19 protein-coding genes and 1 pseudogene are annotated in these 19,448 nt (G+C 42.9%); 18 read left to right on the forward strand and 2 right to left on the reverse strand.

Annotated features, from left to right (window positions below; all coding sequences use genetic code 11):
- The first annotated feature begins 77 nt into the window (after positions 1–77).
- Genes PV763_RS03575 through PV763_RS03595 form a run of 5 tightly spaced genes read left to right on the forward strand, consistent with a single transcriptional unit; the run spans position 78 to position 6,929 of the window.
- Positions 78–911 (forward strand): C39 family peptidase, encoded by an 834-nt coding sequence (locus tag PV763_RS03575; protein ID WP_004646031.1) that lies wholly within the window; start codon positions 78–80, stop codon positions 909–911.
- A gap of 34 nt (positions 912–945) precedes the next feature.
- Positions 946–2,151, forward strand: a complete 1,206-nt coding sequence (locus PV763_RS03580; RefSeq protein ID WP_004646032.1) for a hypothetical protein — start codon at positions 946–948, stop codon at positions 2,149–2,151.
- 13 nt (positions 2,152–2,164) lie between these two features.
- Positions 2,165–3,829: an OmpP1/FadL family transporter gene (locus tag PV763_RS03585; protein WP_396469948.1), complete on the forward strand. Its 1,665-nt coding sequence runs from the start codon at positions 2,165–2,167 to the stop codon at positions 3,827–3,829.
- A 7-nt stretch (positions 3,830–3,836) separates the two neighbouring features.
- A complete protein-coding gene (gene filE, locus PV763_RS03590; protein ID WP_420937357.1) occupies positions 3,837–4,976 on the forward strand; it encodes a putative pilus assembly protein FilE in 1,140 nt (379 codons plus the stop codon).
- Between the two features lie 21 nt (positions 4,977–4,997).
- Complete coding sequence (locus PV763_RS03595) at positions 4,998–6,929, forward strand: hypothetical protein (protein ID WP_420937358.1); 1,932 nt, start codon at positions 4,998–5,000, stop codon at positions 6,927–6,929.
- A gap of 59 nt (positions 6,930–6,988) precedes the next feature.
- On the opposite strand, the gene PV763_RS03600 is transcribed toward PV763_RS03595, so the two are convergent.
- A complete protein-coding gene (locus PV763_RS03600) occupies positions 6,989–7,537 on the reverse strand; it encodes an NUDIX hydrolase (RefSeq protein ID WP_171294139.1) in 549 nt (182 codons plus the stop codon).
- A 123-nt stretch (positions 7,538–7,660) separates the two neighbouring features.
- On the opposite strand from PV763_RS03600, the gene PV763_RS03605 reads away from it, so the two are divergent.
- The 9 genes and pseudogenes from PV763_RS03605 to PV763_RS03645 all read left to right on the forward strand — a co-directional run bounded on the left by PV763_RS03605 (position 7,661) and on the right by PV763_RS03645 (position 16,029).
- A complete protein-coding gene (locus tag PV763_RS03605) occupies positions 7,661–8,269 on the forward strand; it encodes an NUDIX hydrolase (RefSeq protein ID WP_420937359.1) in 609 nt (202 codons plus the stop codon).
- 24 nt (positions 8,270–8,293) lie between these two features.
- Entirely contained in the window at positions 8,294–8,821 is a 528-nt protein-coding gene (locus PV763_RS03610; protein ID WP_420937395.1) for a gamma carbonic anhydrase family protein, read from the forward strand.
- Positions 8,822–8,957: 136 nt separating this feature from the next.
- Positions 8,958–9,623: a tRNA (adenosine(37)-N6)-threonylcarbamoyltransferase complex dimerization subunit type 1 TsaB gene (tsaB, locus tag PV763_RS03615; RefSeq protein WP_420937360.1), complete on the forward strand. Its 666-nt coding sequence runs from the start codon at positions 8,958–8,960 to the stop codon at positions 9,621–9,623.
- 16 nt (positions 9,624–9,639) lie between these two features.
- Positions 9,640–10,464: an undecaprenyl-diphosphate phosphatase gene (locus tag PV763_RS03620; protein WP_004279167.1), complete on the forward strand. Its 825-nt coding sequence runs from the start codon at positions 9,640–9,642 to the stop codon at positions 10,462–10,464.
- A complete protein-coding gene (locus PV763_RS03625) occupies positions 10,458–11,279 on the forward strand; it encodes a class I SAM-dependent methyltransferase (RefSeq protein WP_396469951.1) in 822 nt (273 codons plus the stop codon). The genes PV763_RS03620 and PV763_RS03625 overlap by 7 nt, the downstream gene beginning before the upstream one ends.
- Before the next feature lie 120 nt (positions 11,280–11,399).
- Positions 11,400–12,782, forward strand: a complete 1,383-nt coding sequence (locus PV763_RS03630) for a C13 family peptidase (protein WP_114541370.1) — start codon at positions 11,400–11,402, stop codon at positions 12,780–12,782.
- Positions 12,783–12,825: 43 nt separating this feature from the next.
- Complete coding sequence (gene fghA / locus PV763_RS03635; RefSeq protein ID WP_420937361.1) at positions 12,826–13,662, forward strand: S-formylglutathione hydrolase; 837 nt, start codon at positions 12,826–12,828, stop codon at positions 13,660–13,662.
- 118 nt (positions 13,663–13,780) lie between these two features.
- A pseudogene (locus tag PV763_RS03640) lies at positions 13,781–14,878 on the forward strand (YjgN family protein).
- Between the two features lie 11 nt (positions 14,879–14,889).
- Complete coding sequence (locus PV763_RS03645; RefSeq protein ID WP_420937362.1) at positions 14,890–16,029, forward strand: M48 family metallopeptidase; 1,140 nt, start codon at positions 14,890–14,892, stop codon at positions 16,027–16,029.
- Between the two features lie 44 nt (positions 16,030–16,073).
- Here PV763_RS03645 and PV763_RS03650 read toward each other — a convergent pair whose 3' ends face one another.
- Positions 16,074–16,352: a DUF2218 domain-containing protein gene (locus PV763_RS03650; protein ID WP_420937363.1), complete on the reverse strand. Its 279-nt coding sequence runs from the start codon at positions 16,350–16,352 to the stop codon at positions 16,074–16,076.
- Between the two features lie 168 nt (positions 16,353–16,520).
- Here PV763_RS03650 and rpe point away from each other — a divergent pair, with 168 nt between their 5' ends.
- The 4 genes from rpe to PV763_RS03670 all read left to right on the forward strand — a co-directional run bounded on the left by rpe (position 16,521) and on the right by PV763_RS03670 (position 19,405).
- Positions 16,521–17,207 carry a ribulose-phosphate 3-epimerase gene (gene rpe / locus PV763_RS03655; protein WP_004279174.1) on the forward strand — a complete coding sequence of 229 codons (687 nt, stop codon included), beginning with the start codon at positions 16,521–16,523 and terminating at the stop codon, positions 17,205–17,207.
- Between the two features lie 628 nt (positions 17,208–17,835).
- On the forward strand, positions 17,836–18,153 hold the full coding sequence (locus PV763_RS03660) for a DMT family transporter (protein ID WP_004279177.1): 318 nt from the start codon (positions 17,836–17,838) through the stop codon (positions 18,151–18,153).
- A gap of 72 nt (positions 18,154–18,225) precedes the next feature.
- Positions 18,226–18,708, forward strand: coding sequence for a methylated-DNA--[protein]-cysteine S-methyltransferase (locus PV763_RS03665; RefSeq protein ID WP_278357388.1), 483 nt, complete (start codon positions 18,226–18,228; stop codon positions 18,706–18,708).
- Between the two features lie 34 nt (positions 18,709–18,742).
- The gene (locus PV763_RS03670) at positions 18,743–19,405 is read left to right on the forward strand and encodes a nuclease-related domain-containing protein (RefSeq protein WP_004646051.1); all 663 of its coding nucleotides are present in this window, start codon (positions 18,743–18,745) and stop codon (positions 19,403–19,405) included.
- The last annotated feature ends 43 nt before the right edge of the window (positions 19,406–19,448 follow it).

A 19,448-nucleotide genomic window follows, 5' to 3' on the forward strand; every position in this document is an offset into this window, starting at 1 on the left:
TTACAGGGAAGTAGAGTTAATGCTCTATAAAAAGAAAAATAGGCACATTATGCCCATTATAAGAAAAGTTAATAATTATGTTAGAGATCGCGTTGGGCTCGGCATTGATGTATTACGCTGCCAAAGAAGCTCTGGATATCAAAAAACAGCCGAATGGTGCTGTTCACTATACTGAAGTTCTTGATTCAAGAAATGACTCTTTTGTGCGTATGCACCGTGAAGCTGTGGAAGTAAAACCTGCACTTCTGGATCAGTTTCAGGGCATTGTACGTCAGGCTTATGATTACAGTTGTGGTTCGGCAGCGCTTACGACCCTGCTCAATGGTTATGTCGGTACGCAGCTGGATGAGCAGCAAGTCATGAGTGGGCTGATGAAATTCGGTGAAACGGATAAAATTGTTGAACGTCGTAGTTTTTCTCTGCTTGATATGAAGCGCTTTGTATCAGCCTTAGGGTTGGAAAGTGGAGGCTATCGAGGGGAGTTCAAAGATTTAGTTAATCAAGATCAGCCCGCCATTGTTCCGATTTCCTATGCAGGATTTAAGCATTTTGTAGTTTATAAAGGTTATAAAAATGGCCGGGTTTATGTCGCAGATCCGGCACTTGGTAATATCAGTTTTGAGGAACGGCGTTTTCAGGATATTTGGGAAAATAACACTTTGTTCCTGATTAATGTACCTGAACAATATCGCAAAAATTTTCTAGCATTAAAAGAATCAGATATGCGCCATGTAGAAGATGCTACGATCAATCGCTATGCCTTGGTTGACATGCAGTATCCACAATTTTATATGGACAAAATTGCTGATAAAGCTTCTACGATCCGTATGGACCGTAATCGTAATACAGAGTCAGAAAAATTTGGGGAATATCAACATAACTTCCTGAGACTGTATTACAAGAATAAATAAAATGAAAAACAGTAATAAAAATTAAAATGGTGAAATGGATATGAACAGTAAATGGATGAACAAGACGTTCTTGGCACTGAGCATTCAAATGGTAATGGGCGTTGCATTTGCTGCAGAAGAACCAGCACTAGGTGAATACGAAACGGTTGATGAGGAAGTTGTCGTTGAAACTGCTGCATCTGTACCGGCTCAAACCGGGCAGGTCGAAACGCAGGCTGCAGAAGAGTCAGAACTAGGTGAATATGAAGCAGTTGAAGAGGCGGTCGTTGAAACAGCATCACCTGTAGAGACTCAGGCTGGCCAAGTCGTAGATGCATCTCAAGCTTTACAGCAACAAGAAGGAGATGCTACTCAGGCAGCTAATCTGGAAGAAGTATTTACGTCAAATGAACGCCAATACTCTCTGATAAAACAAGGCGAAATTTCATCATATTACGATATTGATTATACCTATTATCGAGACACTCAACTTGATATAGAAATGGCTCAGGGCCAATTGTATCAACTACGTGTTCAAGAAAATGCAACACATAGTATGACCAATACTTTCACTTTCCAATATGGCGTGAAAGATAACCTGACCTTGACTGCATCCTTACCTTTAGTGGCCAAAACTGACTTGTTAAAAGATACGTCTACTGCAGGTTTGGGCGATATTAGTTTGGGTGCTCGCTGGGAACCCTTTCCACTAAAAGCGGGTCGTCTGCCTCTGATTTTATTTGCAAATTTGTCGACTAAAACGGGTGATAGTCCTTATGAAATTAATGCCGCGACAGATCTAGCAGCAGGAAAGGGTTATTACTCTGCTGGAGTAGGTGCTAGTACGCGTAAATACATTGATCCAGTCGTGCTGTTTGCATCAGTTTCTGCGAACTATGGTTTTAAAGAATCAGGCCTAAATCAGCGTCGAGGTAGCCGAATTATTGAGGAGTTTGAACCTGGTGTTAGTGGAGGCTTTGCCTTTGGTTTCGCATATTCATTTAACTATGACGTTTCGATGACCATGTCCTATCAGCAAAGCTTTAATACCGGTGCGGAATTTAGCTATAACACGGGTGAAAGTTATTCTGCTGCGGATCAGACCAGTTCTACCTTTGCAATTTCCTTAGGTGTGCGAGTCTCTCCAGAAACCATTGTTAATGGTACTGTTGGCCTAGGGCTGACCGAAGATGCACCGGATGTTTCGTTGGGACTGTCATTCCCACTTGATATTTTAGGTTTTGGTAAAAAAATTAGTTAATAGGGGGTGTCGTATGAAAAACATTCGACTTAGCCCGTTATTAATAGGAATTATTCTTGCGGGCTGTTCAAGTTATACCTTTGCACAATTGGGAACCAACCTTTCAGTTGATTTACGTGCACTATCCATGGGGAATGCTGTCACTGCAGATCCTCCAGGGGTCAATGCGGTCCACTTTAACCCGGCTGCACTGACTAAAATTAATGGGCTGCAAACCGAACAGCAAATCATTGTGGCTAATTTTGATATCCAGCGTGAGTTTTCAGTACCCGCCGGATATAACGTATTTGGCTATTCTGATGATCCTATTGTCTGTAATGACGGTCCTGAAGTTTCATCTGATTTGTGTACCGATTTTAAAGGGTCGGTCAAAGGTGATGTGGAATATGTCAGCCTTTATGTCCCTTTTTTGAAAAAAATGGTGGATTTAGGGGAAGGCCTTCCTTTGACTGCACCGACCATGGGGATCGCATACAACCCACCTGGATCTAAAGCCACGTATGCGACTGCTGTTTATGCTCCTCTCATGGCAGGTTTTGGTCATGAAGATGGTAACCCGGCAAACTTTATGGGGCAGCAGGTTGCTTTAGAGCGGATTACCTATCTGTCACCATCCATCGGTTATGAGGTTAATGACCAGCTGTCGATTGGTGCTTCTATCGGGATGTCTTATCAAGCCATTGGGATGAAAACGGACTTGCGTTTCCCGAATGAGTTGATCGGAATGTTGCGTATGATCGACGAAGTTGTGTGTACGCCGTTTAAAGAAAATTCCGACATTATTACAGATATTCTTTTGCTCGGGATCTGTAATGCGGATGAGGGGATGAATCCATTTGGCAAGTTTGGTCAAATGCAACTGGAGCTTGAGCAAAACTTAAGCCCAAGTTATAACCTGGGAATATTGTGGGAACCGCGCGAAGATTTTAGTTTTGGTATGGTCTACCAAAGTTCTGCGAAAATGCGCTTAAAAGGTAAATATCATATTGATAATGCCAAAGCCCCTCAGGAAATGATCAAAGGTTTGATGACCTCGCCAACCGGTCAGATTCTGGCGGCTATTCTTGGCTTTCCAAATTATATACCATCAAGTGAATCAGGTCTGGTGTCGATGGATTTTGAATATCCGGCGCATTTTCAGGCAGGTATCAAATATAAAGTGATGCCAGATTTGCAAGTCAATTTTGATATTGGCTGGACAGATTACAAGGTCTGGGACGAATTTAAATTCGAATTTGACCGTACCATTTCAGCCCTAAAAATTGCCAAAATTTTGTCTGCTAATGTCACAGATTCTTCACTGGCTTTACCTATGGGATTTGAATCGCCGTGGAACTTTGGTATTGGTATTGAATATGCCGCTACAGACCGCTTGAAGCTTCGGGCAGGTTATGAACCGCGTACCAGTGCTATTCCAAAAAATAAGCGTAATACCATGGTGCCGATCAATGGTGCACAGCTCTTTGGTTTAGGTGTAGGTTACCGTTTCGATGCAGACACTGATCTGGATCTCTCGATTGGTTTCTTGCGCAGCAAAGATCAAATTCCAGCCAATACCAGTAGTTTAGCCAACCAGACCGGAGTAAATAATCTGTTATTGAACCCATATGCAGGTTTAAACGTAAAAACAGATACCAAAATTACAATTTTAGGTTTGAATTATCGCACTCGTTGGTAAGGGAAAAATGATCAAGACAGGGAACGTTGGATTGACAGCGGTACTGGCATTAAGTCTGGTATCCGTGTCTTTTTATACAAGCGCTAAAGAATTTATTACGATTATTGGTCCGGATGGACGACCATTAGTCGTACCCCGTAATAATGCAGAGAAAAAAACTGAGGACAAATCTCGATTGTCGAAAACAGCAGGAATTGCAGCAGTTCATTCCACACCTGTAAAGCAAGACTTAGAAAAAGTGCCCGTCGTAGAAAATGGACAAGTTAAACCTAAGCATGGCCATAATATGGTTGTACAACCAGTACAACCAGTACAACCAGTACAACCAGTACAACCGCATATTGCACAAGCACAGATTGAGTCTACACCACAATTAATACCTGAATCTAAAGCTCCTCAAATTTCTGATGCTGAAACTGGATCTTCTGTTGCTACCATACAAAAAACGGGATTTAGCCAGGTTGAAGGCATTGAATATGTAGATAGTGAGTATCTGGAAAATAAAGAATTTAATTTGGAAGGCAAAAAACGTTTCTATAGCATGCCCGAAGGAGTAGTAGATAAAAATATCGGAACTACCCGGATCCAGACAATTGAACGTGAAAAAGGGGTGGGACAATCCGTATTAAAATCCTTGTTTCAAACTCCAGAAGTAGATTCCGGTCCTGTGGTACTGGCTCAAAGTTATTATCGTATTTCACAGTCGGAGACTATCGATAGCTTGGGCATGCAGTGTTTTACTGATAAGAAAATTAAAAAAGCGAAAGAAATCAGCCTTAAAAAAGCAGTTAACCTGTGGCCTCGTGCGCCTCTTAAAGCAGACGAATTTGATTTTGAAGTGGTCAAGCTTCAATCCGATATCCAGAATATTCAGATCAACTCTTATGCCTCTAGCCAGAAAAATCCAACGTATTATTGGCCTTTTGTTGTATTTTTAGACAGTCGTGGCTGTGTGCTTGAAGGAGCGGGCGGTTTTAAAAATCAGGAAGGACAGGCGAATATTATTCAACATGAGCGTATCGAAGGGGTTCTCCAGATTCCTGCACAAACTGAATATGTATTATTGACGCCTTTGGCCTCCGCGATAGATGTTGAAGACAAGATGCTGACAAATCATGGACAACTAAAATTAGTCGCCATTCGATAAGGACTATTCGAGTATAAGAATATGAAAAATAAAATATTATTTCCATTTGCTATAAGTACACTTTTAATGGCACTGAGCGGATGTGGTGGGGAAAGTGCCAATGTTATAAAAGAACCAGGTGATGAAGCTACGGAAAATGGTGCTTGTACCCCCGGTGAAACTAACTGTGTGGAATGGGGGCTGGAATATCCGCTTGATGGTTTAAATTTCAACTGTAGTGGCGATACAGAAAATACGTTTATTACCTTATTTGACAGTAAAAATGGGGTAGCTTCTGGAACCTGCCAAAAGACCGATAATATTGAGTTTTCTATTCAAAGTTTTGGTTCGAATAAGATTAATTTAGGTCAAATAAAACTCAGTGATTATGCCAGTTTTAGTGCCCAGACCCAGCTGCCACGTTTAAGTGTGATTGATATTGCGAGTGGGATTAGCGGACGCCGGGTAAGTAACTTGGAGCCTACTGATCCTACCGTTCAGGTGGCCATGCGTCTGGTTAAAATTCTGCAAGCTTTGGCACTACAAAAGGGAAGTATTGTTAATCCATCTGATGTGCAACCTTTATATATTACTGAAGACATGCGCAAAAACCTGGCTAAAATCAGCGGAAATATCAGCCTGACTGATGCCGATTTGGCGACCAAAATTAAAGATTTTATTGATATTAGTCAAATTTCTGATGAGGTCGCTTTTGCTACAGTCAAAAAACTGGTGACGATTGCCAACGCAGCTGTGTATCAGCCAGAATTTTCATTATTTTCAACATCCGGCGTGATTGGAAGTAACCTGACGGGTTCAGATGGACTGGTGGGTTGTAATCAAAGCCCTTGTGATATTAAGAATAAGAATACTAAATATTTATTTGGCCATTTTATGCTGATTACCGATCGCCAGGGCTACACCTTTGGCAGTGGCCTGCAATGGCGTGATACTCAGTCAAAAGTGGCGAAAGAAAATTTATCCTCCTTAGGGGGAGTTAATGCTGAACTCATCCGTAAGGTGAAACCGGTACAAATGACCGCTGATCCACAAAGTTCATGGATTCATCCAACCAGTAAAACCATTAACACGCCTTATCGCCTGAATGTCGCAAATAATGCGACTCAGCTTGAGTTATATCAAGGCAGATTATTGAATGATTATGTGATTGCGGGTAAAGAAGCTTTCTATAAGGTGGTGACTGATAAAAAATCGCTGGATACTTCCGATCAAGCTAACTTGGGATTGTGGCGTTTGCAGGCCGATGGTGAAAACTATACGGGAAGCATTGATCTCTACAAGATTTTCCCGATTAGTTATCTGGATCGTCAGGTCTTTAAAACAGCGCAGAACGTCGCAGATGGGGAGAAATACATTTTCCCAATGTATGCCAATCTGGAATTTAAATTTACAGATACCACTGTCAGCCCAATTACTTTAGGAATTGTAATTGACAGTAATGGTGATGTACGCACCAATATGCAATCCTCTAATAATTTCGCGACTGATCCGGTGAATGGCTGTCAAGGCGATGTGTTGGCAGATACGCTCTTAGATCATCAAGACATACAACAATACCGCCTCGGGACTTTGGGACGTGCATTTGTCGCTGATAAAGCGGTTTCCATGCGCCTGATTTTGGCCAATGAAAAGTTTGGTAATATCAATGGTGCATTGGTAGGGGTAGATTCACGCATCCAGTCTTCACCGGATTCTAGGGATTCGATTGTGATCGGTGGTGCGCTGCTCAATTTATCTAATGTGTTGGATACTAATGTCGGCCAGAATGGGCGTGTAACTTTCCTGAATTCGGCAGGTGATGGAGTACAATGGGCCAATACCTATGCCAGTTTTCAAAAAGTTTATAATAGTAACAATGAGGGTGAAACACCGGCAGATATAAACCTGGCAAAATTAAACGGTGGTTCGGTTGAGTTTAAGCTTGCGGATTGCTACCAAGTCAAAGCCAAATAATATTTCTTAAAAATAAAAAAATCCTATCTTAGTATGGGATTTTTTTATGCATATTAGATTTAACCCGTGTGGTCTAGACGTGTGCCTAAGGTTTCCAGATGCATTGGAAAAATATTATTTTTACGGTCTTCAAAATAATGTCTGAGGGTATGTTCTACACTCGGGAAGGCAAGTTCAGTCCAGGGAATATCTGCTTCATCAAATAAACGTGTTTCGATGGTCTCTTCACCCGCACCAAATTTTCCATCAATCAGATTGGCTTTAAATAGTACATAAATCTGACCAATACGTGGAATGTTATACATACAGTACAGCTGTTCAATGTCTACTTCAGCTTCGGCTTCTTCGCGGGTTTCCCGTGCAGCCCCTTGCTCCATGGTTTCAAACAGTTCCATATAGCCGGCAGGTAAAGTCCATAAGCCATAGCGTGGTTCAATGGCACGGCGGCAGAGCAGTACTTTGTTTTCGAATAAGACCAAAGTGCCACAAATCACTTTCGGATTAATGTAATGAATAGAGCCGCATGAATCACATACGCTGCGAATTTGCTGATCGCCCAAAGGAATTTTAGCAGTGGTTTTATGTCCACAATTCACACAGAAGTTCATATTCATCATCAATGATAAAAGTATGCTCAGGATAACTGAAAAACCAAAATTTGGCATCATTTCTCTCCCGCCCAGACTAAAATCAGCTATGATGAAATTATGATCATCGTCAGGGCTGAGAGAATGGATGCATGTGAATTGACACAAAGGTTGCAGCAACGCTTACGTTTTTCCAAGCGTATCCGATCTGCGCATGCTGCCGTGTTGATTGCAATTACAGATGAAGCTGACCCCAAAGTATTGCTGACGCGCCGTTCAGCTTATTTGAATAATCATGCTGGAGAAGTCTCATTTCCCGGAGGGAAGCGTGATCCGCAAGATACCAGTAATATTGTGGTGGCTTTAAGAGAGGCCTATGAAGAAACGGCATTGAACCCCTTTGATGTGCATTTAATGGGTGATTTGCCCATGCAAAAAGCCCGAAATGGTATGCTGGTCAAGCCGATTGTGGGATTGATTCCTCCGCAAGTGCAACTGATTCCACAACCAACAGAAATTGACCGGATTTTCTTTGCTTCATTGCAGCATTTGCTTGAAGTGACGCCCACACCCTATGAAGTCCGTTTTGCCCAGCAATCTTTATATTTTCCGAGTATGCGGGTAGAAAATGAAGTGGTTTGGGGCTTGACCGCACGTATGCTGATTTCTTTATTTCAATATGGGCTGGATTATAAAAAAGACTGGCCATTCTTGCTTAATTCTCCAACCTTTAAACGCTCCAATTTTTTTTAATCATTGAACAGGATTTTATCAATGTTGTATAAATTTCAGGGACATATACCCACCGCTATACATCAGCCATGGGATGGCTGGGTAGCACCGACGGCAACGGTGATTGGACAAGTTGAGCTTGGACGACAAGTCAGTGTCTGGTTCGGTGCCGTAGTGCGCGCAGATAACAGTAAAATTAAATTGGGTAACTTTAGTAATGTGCAGGAGAATGCAGTACTGCATACGGATGCCGGTATCGAGATGAATATTGGCAATTATGTGACAATTGGGCATCAGGCCATGCTGCATGGCTGTACCATTGGCGATAATAGCCTGATCGGGATTCAGGCAGTTATTCTAAACAATGCCGTGATTGGCAAGAATTGTATTATTGGTGCCAATGCCTTGATTCCGGAAGGCAAGGTAATTCCAGATAATTCTGTGGTGATGGGCTCACCCGGTAAAGTGGTAAAAACGCTGGATGAAGACAGTATTCAAAAATTAAAAATGAGCGCCATGCATTATGCCGAGCATTTTCAGAAATTTCAGGATTTGGAAGAAGTGCAACTCTAAGGCACTCTCTTATTGAGTGAATCATAAGCCTAGATTTTCTAGGCATTTTTGTATCTGTTTCGGGAAAATCTCGCGTAGCGGATATGAGTGGAGTATCATATCCGCGTTTTTTATATTCTCTGAATTAAGGTTGTGCATGAAAGTGCTGGCATTGGAGACTGCCAATGAGCAGTGTTCCGTTTCTGTAATCAATGATACTCAAGAACTATTTTTTCAGCTTGATGCGCGCGCCAAGGCACAAACGCAAACGATTCTCCCGATGATTGAACAAGGTTTGCAAGATCTTGGACTGGCTATTGCTGATTTGACCGCGATTGCCTTTAGTCGTGGTCCAGGTTCTTTTAGCGGTGTGCGTATTAATGCTGCCGTGACTCAGGCCTTGGCTTGGTCAAATGATGTGCCGGTAATTCCGGTGTCGACTTTGCAGGCTTTGGCACAAGCTGCCTATCGTTTGCATGGTCTGACTGAAGTGTCTGCGGTATTGGATGCGCGCATGAGCGAAGTTTATATCGCGAGCTATCAACTGGATGCACAAGGAATTATGCAACCGGTCGATGATGAGCAACTATTAAGTTATGCAGCAGGTAGCCAAGCTGTGCGCTTTACCCCGGTAGGTTCAGGTGCTGAACTGGTACAAAGTGAAACTTCAATTTATAAAGATGTGCATGCCACCGCACAGGATATCGCCAGCATTGCACGTGCAGCGGCACAAGCAGAAAACTGGGTCAGTGCAGAATTGGCATTACCCGTATATTTACGCGATAACGCGTGGAAAAAAATTCCAGAACAAGGCAAAGCATAATTAATTAGGATAAAGCATGGATCTTTTACTGCTACTCAAAGCGGCCATCATGGGTATTATCGAAGGCATTACTGAGTTTTTGCCTATTTCCAGTACCGGCCATTTGATTTTGGCATCAGAATTAATGAATTTCTGGACCAAGGAAAAGAGCGATGTATTCGTCATCGCGATCCAGATGGGGGCAATTGCTGCCGTTATTTATGAATATTGGGCACGTCTTTGGGGTGCAGCGACCGGGATTGTCAGCGGTGAACCGCAAGGTCGCCGTTTAGGCATTGGCCTGATTCTGGCTTCTATTCCGATTATATTGATTGGTCTGACTTTGGGACAAACCGTCAAACAATTACTGTTTAATGATATTGCCATTGCCATTGGTTTGATCGTCGGTGGTTTGATCATTATCTGGATTGAAAAGAATCCACCACAAGTCCGTGTCCATGAAGTTGAAGAACTCAGCATTAGAGATGCGATCTGGATTGGCCTGATTCAGGTTTTATCCTTGATACCGGGAACTTCCCGTTCAGGTGCAACCATTATCGGTGCGATGTTCCTGGGGGTGTCACGTAAGGCCGCTACTGAATTCTCATTTTTTCTGGGTATTCCGGTGATCATTGGCGCTGGTCTGCTAGACCTTTATCAAAGCTATGATGTCTTAAATACCACTGAAGACTGGACCGTGATCGGGGTTGGGCTTCTGGTTTCCTTTATCTCGGCATTGATATTAATCCGTGCGCTTGTCGCTTATGTGGCCAAACGCGATTTTATGATCTTTGCCTGGTATCGTATTGCTTCGGGTCTGCTGATTTTATTATTTGCCTATACAGGTTGGAAATTATGGTAAGCGCGATTCGCTTATATGCCGAATCTGACGATCAAGAGAAAGCACAGCACTTCGAGGCTGTGCTTTCTTCTCGTGGGGTGCAGGTTGAGATTGAAACTGTTGAAAAACTCAATGCACGTTTTTTCCGTTTAAATCCTGAACTGGCCCTCTGTGTCGATGCTGACGGACTCTGGTTATGTGCCAACGGCATGAAGATGCAACCGGACTGGCAGGCGGAGACCGGACGGTTAAAACGCGCATCTTTGAAATCGGAAATGATTGCACGCGCCTGTAATTTAAATGAAAAACCAAATTTGGTCGATGCGACTGCGGGTCTGGGACATGACAGTCTGTTGATGGCGCATTTAGGTGCGAAAGTCACCCTGGTTGAACGGCATCCGATTCTATTCACCTTGCTTGAAGATAGCCATACACGTGCCCAGTCGGACACATTCCTGAGTCAGGTCGTATCACGGATTCATTTGGTTTTTTCTGATTCAGCCGATTATCTGCAGCAACAGGCCCAGCAGCATCAAATTGTCGATGTGGTTTATCTTGATCCAATGTTCCCACAGCGTGATCAAAACCAGCAGGCAGCCAAAAAGCAGGCGCAGGTCAAAAAACAGATGCAGCTGTTACATATGTTATTGCCTGAAGATGGTGAAATGGATCTGGGCGACAACTTACTGGAACTGGCGCAGAAAATTGGCAAGCGTGTCGTGGTCAAACGTCCGCGTCTCGCGGTATTTCTGGCCGGAAAAGAGCCAAATCATCAATGGCAAGGCGATGCTTGTCGCTTTGATGCGTATTTTCAGCATGAACTTGTAGCTGAATAAGATAATGGCTTCTTTATTAAGCAAAGATTTGTTATATATTTAAAATTAGCATTGATTAAATACTTATCAAGCATAAACTTATTCAGCACATTAGCGAGCCACTCATCTCCTTGAAATCCTATGATCGACTTTAAACCCTCCATTAATTTTTGGCACGATTTTAAGAGCAACCAAATTGCCGGGATGTGGTTATTTCTGGGGTCGAGGCGTTCTTTACAACTGGTCCGTCCATCCATCATGCAATTGGTGTTCTGGGGGATCTTGGGTGGCTGCGCCAACAGTTTGTTTAGCTGGCTCAGTTCAGGCCGTATGGGAGATTTTAACTCTCAAGGTCTGATCAGTTATGCGCTTTGGCCTTTCATTGCCCTGATTGTCGGTATTTTTCTGTCACAGCGGGTCAATAATCCACGCTTGATGTTAGTGCCGGCCTTGTTATGGCTGGTGTTAGATACCCATATCATGCTGTTCCAGTGTCTGATCCAGTATCTGGGTGATCTGGATTATCTGCCTTACATCCTCTACGACTATATTCCAACGCTCTTTGTCATGCTGTTTGTCTGGCAAAGTCTGGCAGTGGTCTGGGTGATTTCACGTGAATTAAAATGGCCGTGGTGGGAACGTGCGCTGATTATGCTGGCGACTTTGTTTACGCTAGTAGTTTGGCAGATTTCAGTCAAAGATCAGCCGATCTGGAAAGTCGAAGAAATTCCACCGAGTTTTGCCGAAGATGCTTTCTATGCCCAGCCAACTTTGCTGAATAAAGCGCTGGAAAATATCGAGTATGGTGAATTTGCACAGTCACACTGGTATTTCATGGGGGTAGCCGGAGCGAGCTATCAGGATGTATTCCATTCTGAAGTTGAGCGGATTAAAGAGCAGTTTGATACCCGTTTTGGTACTTTTGGCCGATCGATTGCCTTGGTCAATCACCCAGCGACACGTACCACTATGCCGATTGCTTCCAAAACCAGTATGGAGCTGACATTGCGCCGTATGGGGCAGCAGATGAACCGTGAAAGTGACGTATTATTTTTATATATGACCTCTCACGGTTTGCCGAATGTATTTGAAATGGAAAATGCCCCACTGGATCTGGCGCAGGTTGATCCAAAATGGTTGCGTGAAACACTAGATGCATCAGGCATACGTTGGCGCGTGATCGTAATCTCGGCCTGTTTTTCAGGCAGTTTTGCTTCTGCTTTACAGAATGACAATACCTTGGTGATTACGGCTTCGGCAGCTGATCGGCAGTCTTTTGGCTGTTCGAATGAAGCGGATTATACCTATTTTGGTCGTGCGTTCTTTGATGAAGCCATGCGTGAAAATAGCAGCTTGCAAAGCGCTTTCGCACAGGCCACAGATACCGTAGCAAAATGGGAATCAGCTCAAGGTTTTGAGCCATCAGAACCGCAATGGGTGATTGGTAAGAATATGGAATTGATGTTGCCGCAACTGGAGCAACGTTTATTTCCACAGACCACTACGGCGACATCATCTCCCTAGATCAATGTCATCCACAGACCGGTTTTAATAATAAGGAATAGCTATGGAACTTATACAAAACAATAGAAGCTTTGAAGGTGAACAGCGGATTTATCGTTTTGATTCACGCTATCTTAAAACACCGACCAAGTTTGGCATTTTCCTGCCGCCTCAAGCCTTAGAGGGCCACAGCTGTCCGGCATTATTCTATCTGGCAGGTTTGACCTGTACCGAAGAAACCTTTGCCATCAAGGCGCATGCACAGCGTCTGGCGGCGCAACTTGGCTTGATTTTGATTACACCGGATACTTCGCCACGTGGTGAAGGTGTGGCAGAAGGTGACAACTGGGATATCGGTCAGGGCGCAGGTTTCTATGTTAATGCAACACAAGGACCATGGGCTGAACATTACCAGATGGAAAGCTTTATAGTCGATGAACTCTATGCACTGGTTACTGAGGAGTTCGTAATCCATCCCGGTAAGATCGGCATCTTCGGCCACTCTATGGGCGGTCATGGTGCATTGACCCTGGCATTTAAATATCCAGAAAAATTCAAGTCTGTTTCAGCCTTTGCACCGATTTGTGCACCGAGCCAGTGTCCTTGGGGAGACAAAGCATTCTCGAATTATCTGGGTACTGAGAAAGAGGAATGGCTGAAACATGATGCGACCGCTTTGGTTCAGGAAAAGGGCACATTATTTAGCGATATCCTGATTGATCAGGGTTTTTCAGACCAGTTCTATAGTCAGCTTAATCCAGCCTTGTTCCAGCAAGCTTGTGATGCCGTGAACCAGCCGCTAACTTTGCGTGAACATCAGGGCTATGATCATGGTTATTACTTTATTCAAAGTTTCGTAGATGATCATTTGCAATTCCATGCCGTGCAGTTAAATCCTTAAAGCAAGACTGCACATATGTAGTAAAGCCAAAAAGATTAAAAACCTCCAAAATGTTTTTACATTCTGGGGGGGGTCTTTTAATATCAGCTGTATAAAAGTATAAAAAATTGGGGTCGTCATGCAGCAGACAGCAGACGGTATTCGTGTTGCTGAGCCCTTATTTCCAGCTGCTTCAAGTTTTTCGACTGAAGCCACGCCTTCGGTCAGACCGAAATATCAGCGTTATGGATTCAGGTTTCATGGCAGTGCATCCGAATATTTTGGTATCTGGATGGTGAATCTGATGCTGACCATAGTGACATTGACCTTGTACAGCCCTTGGGCCAAAGCACGCCGTATGCGCTACTTCTACGGCAATACCCAATTTTTAAACCATCGCTTCGACTTTGTGGCCATGCCGAGCCGGATCCTGTTAGGTCGTCTGTTTGCACTGGAGCTGTATCTGGTTACCGTTGTACTGACCAACTATTCAATCCTTGCCACCAGTTCTTTATTAATGGTCGCTGCCCTGTGTTTGCCTTGGCTCATTCGGATGACCCTGAAATTCAAGGCCCGAAATAGCAAATATGGCAATGTGCGTTTTTATTTTAATGGCAGCAACCGTGAGGCTTATAGGGTCTTATTTCTGGCCATCCTGATCAATATCTTTACTTTGCTGCTGTTTAGTCCGGTGATGATCTGGCTCTATAAACGCTATTGCTTTAATCATTTATCGATTGGTTAGCTGCAATTCAAGCTGAATATTAACTGGTCCAAATTTATGTCTGCCGTTTATCTGCCCTTTGGTCTTTGCCTGCTGGTTGGTATTGGCTGGCTTGCAGCAGTAGTGTACTGGGTGGACCGGATTGGAACCAATTTGTTTAGTCTGGGTTTACTGCTTAGCTATCTGCTTTGTCTGGCGCTGGTCTGGCCGATTATTTCTGCACGTTTATACATCATTACCTGGAATCATGTGGAGCTTGGTCAAAGTTACTTTAAAACACGGGTCACGACATGGCGTTATAGCTGGATTGTGCTGAGCAACTGGATGATACGTGTTCTTAGTCTGGGCTTAATGACACCTTGGGCTGTCATCCGTTTATATGAATATCAGTTAAAACACTTAGAACTCTATGTAGTAGACGATGAAACTGACCTGAAGCATATCTTGCAACCTGACCCAAGTGCCTTGGCCGATGAAATCCTGGACGCATTTGATTTCGATGCGTCGCTATAGGAGTAAATGTGATGAAACGACCTGTCGAAGTTAAGTTTTATGATGGAATTCTCGCTGAAGCCCGTCGTGCCTGGATTGTACCGGATCAGCAACAAGGGATTGCCCTGAAACTTGATGAGGATATTCCAGCACAAGTTAGCGCTGCAGATTTTTATTTTGCTTATCCGGACATGGCTTATATTGGGGGTGTCGGTGGTCGTAAACCGATTATTGAGTTACCTGAAGAACGTCGGATTGAGTTTTTAAGCAAAGTGCCGCATTGGCTCAGAATTAAACATAAAGATATTTATCATGCGATCTGGGAGTTTGAACGTTCACCGATCCTGATTTTCTTTTCCCTGATCATCGTGATTAGTGCAGTGATTATTATTTTAAAATGGGGGATTCCTTATAGCGCCAAACAGCTGGCAAAACTCCTTCCGGAGCAGACTCTGGTTGAAGTAGGCAACCGGACAGAGCAGCAGTTAATTGCCCAGACCCAGCCAAGTACACTCCCGGCAGAACAACAGACGCGATTAAAAACTTTGTATGAACAAAAGATTGCTGTAGGAAAACCTGCAAAAATTATTTTCCGTCAAGGTGGATCAAGCATGGGTATGAATGCCGCAGCCATCCCGAATAACACCATTATTGTGACTGATGAACTGGTGAAAATCAGCGGCACCGATGAAGAAGTCCTTGCAGTACTGGCCCATGAACAAGGCCATCTGGTACAGAAGCACAGCATGCAAAAAGTGATTTCTAATCTGGGTGCGGCGGGACTGTTTGCCTTAGTAACTGGAGATTTAAGTGATGTGGTCACAGCATCTGTAGTGGTACTGACCGATGCCGGATATTCGCAGGCGATTGAACTGGATGCCGATGACTACGCCATGCAGCATTTACATCAACAGCAGATTTCTAGTATTCACTTGTCTAACTTTTTGCAGCGAGTGGAAAATGCCAGAATACTGGCAGAGGAATCGCAAACCTTAAAAATGAAAAATTTCACTCTCAATATCGATGGAAAAGACCGGCACCTGACAGAAACAGAACTGAAATGGATTCGCCTGATCGGGAAGTTTAAAAAATATCTGGAATCTCACCCCGAACTAGATAAAAGAATTGAGCGTATTCATGCTTTTAATGAACAGGCGAATCATCATTTTTAGCTTCTGATCATTGCTATGCCTTGATCATCAAGGCATTTTAGTCTCTATCTTTGCCAGTCGGCAGTCAGATGTTCCTGTCCCATACGGATCAAATGATCCAGAACCACATTTTCAAGTTTATTCAGGTCAGTGGAATTAGCATTGCTCTGAATCGTTACGGTAAGATGATCTGTCTCGGGTGTCAGACTCACTTCAGCATTTGGAAAATGAATCAGGAAATTTTGTTCGGTTTCATCAATATTAAATTTATGTTTCCAGTGATTGGCCAGGCGTTTGGCAATTCGTGCTGCTTGTTGCGTCTGGATATGGGCAATACTTTTCATCAGTTTTCTACACTATTCATCATTATTCTAAACTTTAAACCAAGCGGTGATGTCGGCATAAGCCTCAAAGCGTTACACAGCGTTTTAATCTTGCAACATCGAATCACAGTAGCCGGAGCGGATTTGATATAATGGAAAAAATCCAATTTCAACAAGTCAGGTTCTCCCATGTCCAAGCCTTATTTAATTGCCCCTTCTATTTTATCTGCTGACTTTGCCCGTTTAGGTGAAGAAGTCGAGAACGTGTTGGAAGCAGGTGCAGACGTTGTCCATTTTGATGTCATGGATAACCATTATGTGCCGAACCTGACTTTTGGTGCGGGTGTTTGCAAGGCCTTGAAAAATTATGGGATTAAGGCGCCAATTGATGTGCATTTGATGGTTAAGCCGGTAGATCGCATGATCGGAGATTTCCTTGAAGCGGGTGCTGATATCATTACTTTCCATCCGGAAGCGTCTGATCATATTGACCGTTCTTTACAGTTGATCAAATCAGGTGGCGCCAAAGCGGGTCTAGTATTTAACCCAGCAACGCCACTGCATTATCTGGATTATGTACTGGATAAAGTCGATCAAATTCTGCTCATGAGTGTGAACCCGGGCTTTGGTGGACAGAAATTTATTCCAATGACTTTGGATAAATTGCGTCAGGCACGCAAACTGATCGATGCTTCAGGTCGTGATATTCGTCTGGAAGTTGATGGCGGTGTTACGCCAAGCAATATTCGTGAAATTGCCGAAGCGGGTGCCGATATGTTTGTGGCGGGTTCAGCTATTTTTGGCAAGCCGGATTATAAAGCTGTGATTGATGAAATGCGTGCGGAATTAGCGAGAGTGGGACAGGTTCAATTGTAATCGTTAAAAACTCATAAGTGCATAAATATGTGGATAACTTTATGGATAAGTGTGTAGATATCTATGTTGATAACCATATGGATATGTTGCATAAAATGTAATCGTTTGTAGCCTGATTGATTGCGATTTAGACAAAATCTGTATAAAAAGAACTCAAATTGGGTTCTTTTTTATTACATATAACCCTTGTGTTTAGTGGTTATTTGTTAATCAAGAGTTAATAATTCAACCAAGTAAAAAATGATCAATGTCTCGCATATTTGTGTTTCATTATGTAATTACTCCAGACATAGTTTAAATTTAATTGATGTGTATAACTTAATATTCTGAGTCCATTCTCATGTAATTGTTGTGGATGAATTGCCCGATTATTAGAACTATTTCTGACTTGGCATTTTCAACATCTACCATAACCAGAGTAGCCATGAATGTCGTGAGGATTTGAGTAAGGCAAAGTTAAGTTGTATCTCGATAAGTCATGTTTTGTAAAAATAGCCAGATTACTGCAATGTGGTTTTATCAAATTTTTACACCTAGGAGGAACGACCTCCCTTGTGAATTGCATATCGGAATTTACAGGAAAAATCGTCAGGACGGCCTGATTCTTATATAAAAGGAGGAGGGCTGCATGGCCTGGATTGTACTTATTCTTGCGGGTATTTTTGAAATCGTTTGGGCATATTCAATGAAGCTGTCTGAAGGCTTTACCAGACTCACCCCAAGTATTATTACCATTGTCTTCATGGTACTGAGTTTTGCTTTACTGGCTTATGCGATGCGTACTTTGCCACTAGGTACAGCCTATACGATTTGGACCGGGATTGGTGCAGTGGGTTCATTTCTCATCGGTATTTGGGTTCTGGGTGAACCTGCTACCGCCTTGCGTATGCTGGCTGCCGTACTCATCATTTCCGGTCTGGTGCTGATGAAAGTATCCTCTTCATAATTTGTTTCTGCTTGTCTCGATGAACTGGGTTAATATAGAAAATGAACTCAGTGATTGGGACAGGGCGCCATCATGAACTTAAGTTATCTGTATATGGATTCTCCCGTAGGTCAGTTACGGCTGGTCGCGAATGAAACCGCGCTGGTGGCTGTGCTTTGGGACTGTGAACAGCCGAATCGGGTGAAACTGGCGACCTTGGTTGAAAATCCGCAGCATCCGGTATTGATTGAAACCAGACGCCAGCTCCAAGAATATTTTGCCGGTCAGCGCAATGTTTTTGACCTGCCTTTGGACTTTGCCGGTACTGATTTTCAGAAAAAGGTTTGGCAGGCGCTACTGAATATTCCCTACGGACAGACGCGAAGCTATCGCGACATTGCTGAACAGGTGGGTAATATCAAGGCAGTACGTGCCGTGGGTGCAGCCAATGGCAAAAACCCGATTTCGATTATTGCACCCTGTCATCGGGTGATTGGTCGCAGTGGCAAGCTGGTAGGATTTGCCGGTGGTTTGGATAAAAAAGAAATCCTGTTAAATATTGAGCGAACGCATTAATATTTAAGCACTTAAAATAAATGAAAATTAGAATATGGAACATTCTACCATACAGCTATTAAGTCCACTCTGGTCCAGTTTAGGGTGGATTCTTCTGCTTTTCTTTGGCGTGATGATTTTTAAATTATTCAAGCCATTTTTAAAAGGGAAATTAGGAGAATTTGCGGTTGCTGCCCATGTCAAACTGTATTTAAAAGATCCTCAATATATTCTGCTCAATGATTTGACTCTTCCAGACGGGACAGGTGCGACCACGCAAATTGATCATCTGTTATTAAGTCCTTACGGAATATTTGTGATTGAGACCAAAAACTATAAAGGCTGGATATTTGGAAACGAGCGACAAAAAACCTGGACCCAGAAAATCTATAAACACAGTTATAAATTTCAGAATCCGATTCATCAAAACTATAAGCACATCAAAGTATTGGAGCAGCTACTGGCAGATATTGTGGAACCAGATCTTTTGCATTCTGTGATTGTATTTATGCCAGATGCCGTGTTTAAAACGCCGATGCCAAATCATGTATTTCGGGGGGCGGGCTGGACCGACTATGTGAAAAGTTTTGATCAACAGATGATTTCTGAAACGAAATTAAAATGGATACAACTGCGGCTAGAAAAAGAAGTTTTAGAAAAATCTTGGAAAACTAATCGGGAGCATGTAGAAAATTTAAAGCATCTTAAGCAGTCATAAGCTTTTACGAGTCCATAAAAAAGCCTTTAAATCATTCAAAGGC

Source organism: Acinetobacter sp. AS5 (genome assembly GCF_048957595.1).
GTDB lineage: Bacteria > Pseudomonadota > Gammaproteobacteria > Pseudomonadales > Moraxellaceae > Acinetobacter.

Coding starts and splice junctions, on each gene's coding strand:
- PV763_RS03645 (WP_420937362.1), top strand. CDS start 14,890: ATGAAACGACCTGTCGAAGTTAAGTTTTATGATGGAATTCTCGCTGAA.
- fghA (WP_420937361.1), top strand. CDS start 12,826: ATGGAACTTATACAAAACAATAGAAGCTTTGAAGGTGAACAGCGGATT.
- PV763_RS03585 (WP_396469948.1), top strand. CDS start 2,165: ATGAAAAACATTCGACTTAGCCCGTTATTAATAGGAATTATTCTTGCG.
- PV763_RS03665 (WP_278357388.1), top strand. CDS start 18,226: ATGAACTTAAGTTATCTGTATATGGATTCTCCCGTAGGTCAGTTACGG.
- tsaB (WP_420937360.1), top strand. CDS start 8,958: ATGAAAGTGCTGGCATTGGAGACTGCCAATGAGCAGTGTTCCGTTTCT.
- PV763_RS03625 (WP_396469951.1), top strand. CDS start 10,458: ATGGTAAGCGCGATTCGCTTATATGCCGAATCTGACGATCAAGAGAAA.
- rpe (WP_004279174.1), top strand. CDS start 16,521: ATGTCCAAGCCTTATTTAATTGCCCCTTCTATTTTATCTGCTGACTTT.
- PV763_RS03575 (WP_004646031.1), top strand. CDS start 78: ATGTTAGAGATCGCGTTGGGCTCGGCATTGATGTATTACGCTGCCAAA.
- PV763_RS03670 (WP_004646051.1), top strand. CDS start 18,743: ATGGAACATTCTACCATACAGCTATTAAGTCCACTCTGGTCCAGTTTA.
- PV763_RS03605 (WP_420937359.1), top strand. CDS start 7,661: ATGGATGCATGTGAATTGACACAAAGGTTGCAGCAACGCTTACGTTTT.
- PV763_RS03580 (WP_004646032.1), top strand. CDS start 946: ATGGATATGAACAGTAAATGGATGAACAAGACGTTCTTGGCACTGAGC.
- PV763_RS03630 (WP_114541370.1), top strand. CDS start 11,400: ATGATCGACTTTAAACCCTCCATTAATTTTTGGCACGATTTTAAGAGC.
- PV763_RS03660 (WP_004279177.1), top strand. CDS start 17,836: ATGGCCTGGATTGTACTTATTCTTGCGGGTATTTTTGAAATCGTTTGG.
- filE (WP_420937357.1), top strand. CDS start 3,837: ATGATCAAGACAGGGAACGTTGGATTGACAGCGGTACTGGCATTAAGT.
- PV763_RS03620 (WP_004279167.1), top strand. CDS start 9,640: ATGGATCTTTTACTGCTACTCAAAGCGGCCATCATGGGTATTATCGAA.
- PV763_RS03650 (WP_420937363.1), bottom strand. CDS start 16,352: ATGAAAAGTATTGCCCATATCCAGACGCAACAAGCAGCACGAATTGCC.
- PV763_RS03600 (WP_171294139.1), bottom strand. CDS start 7,537: ATGAACTTCTGTGTGAATTGTGGACATAAAACCACTGCTAAAATTCCT.
- PV763_RS03595 (WP_420937358.1), top strand. CDS start 4,998: ATGAAAAATAAAATATTATTTCCATTTGCTATAAGTACACTTTTAATG.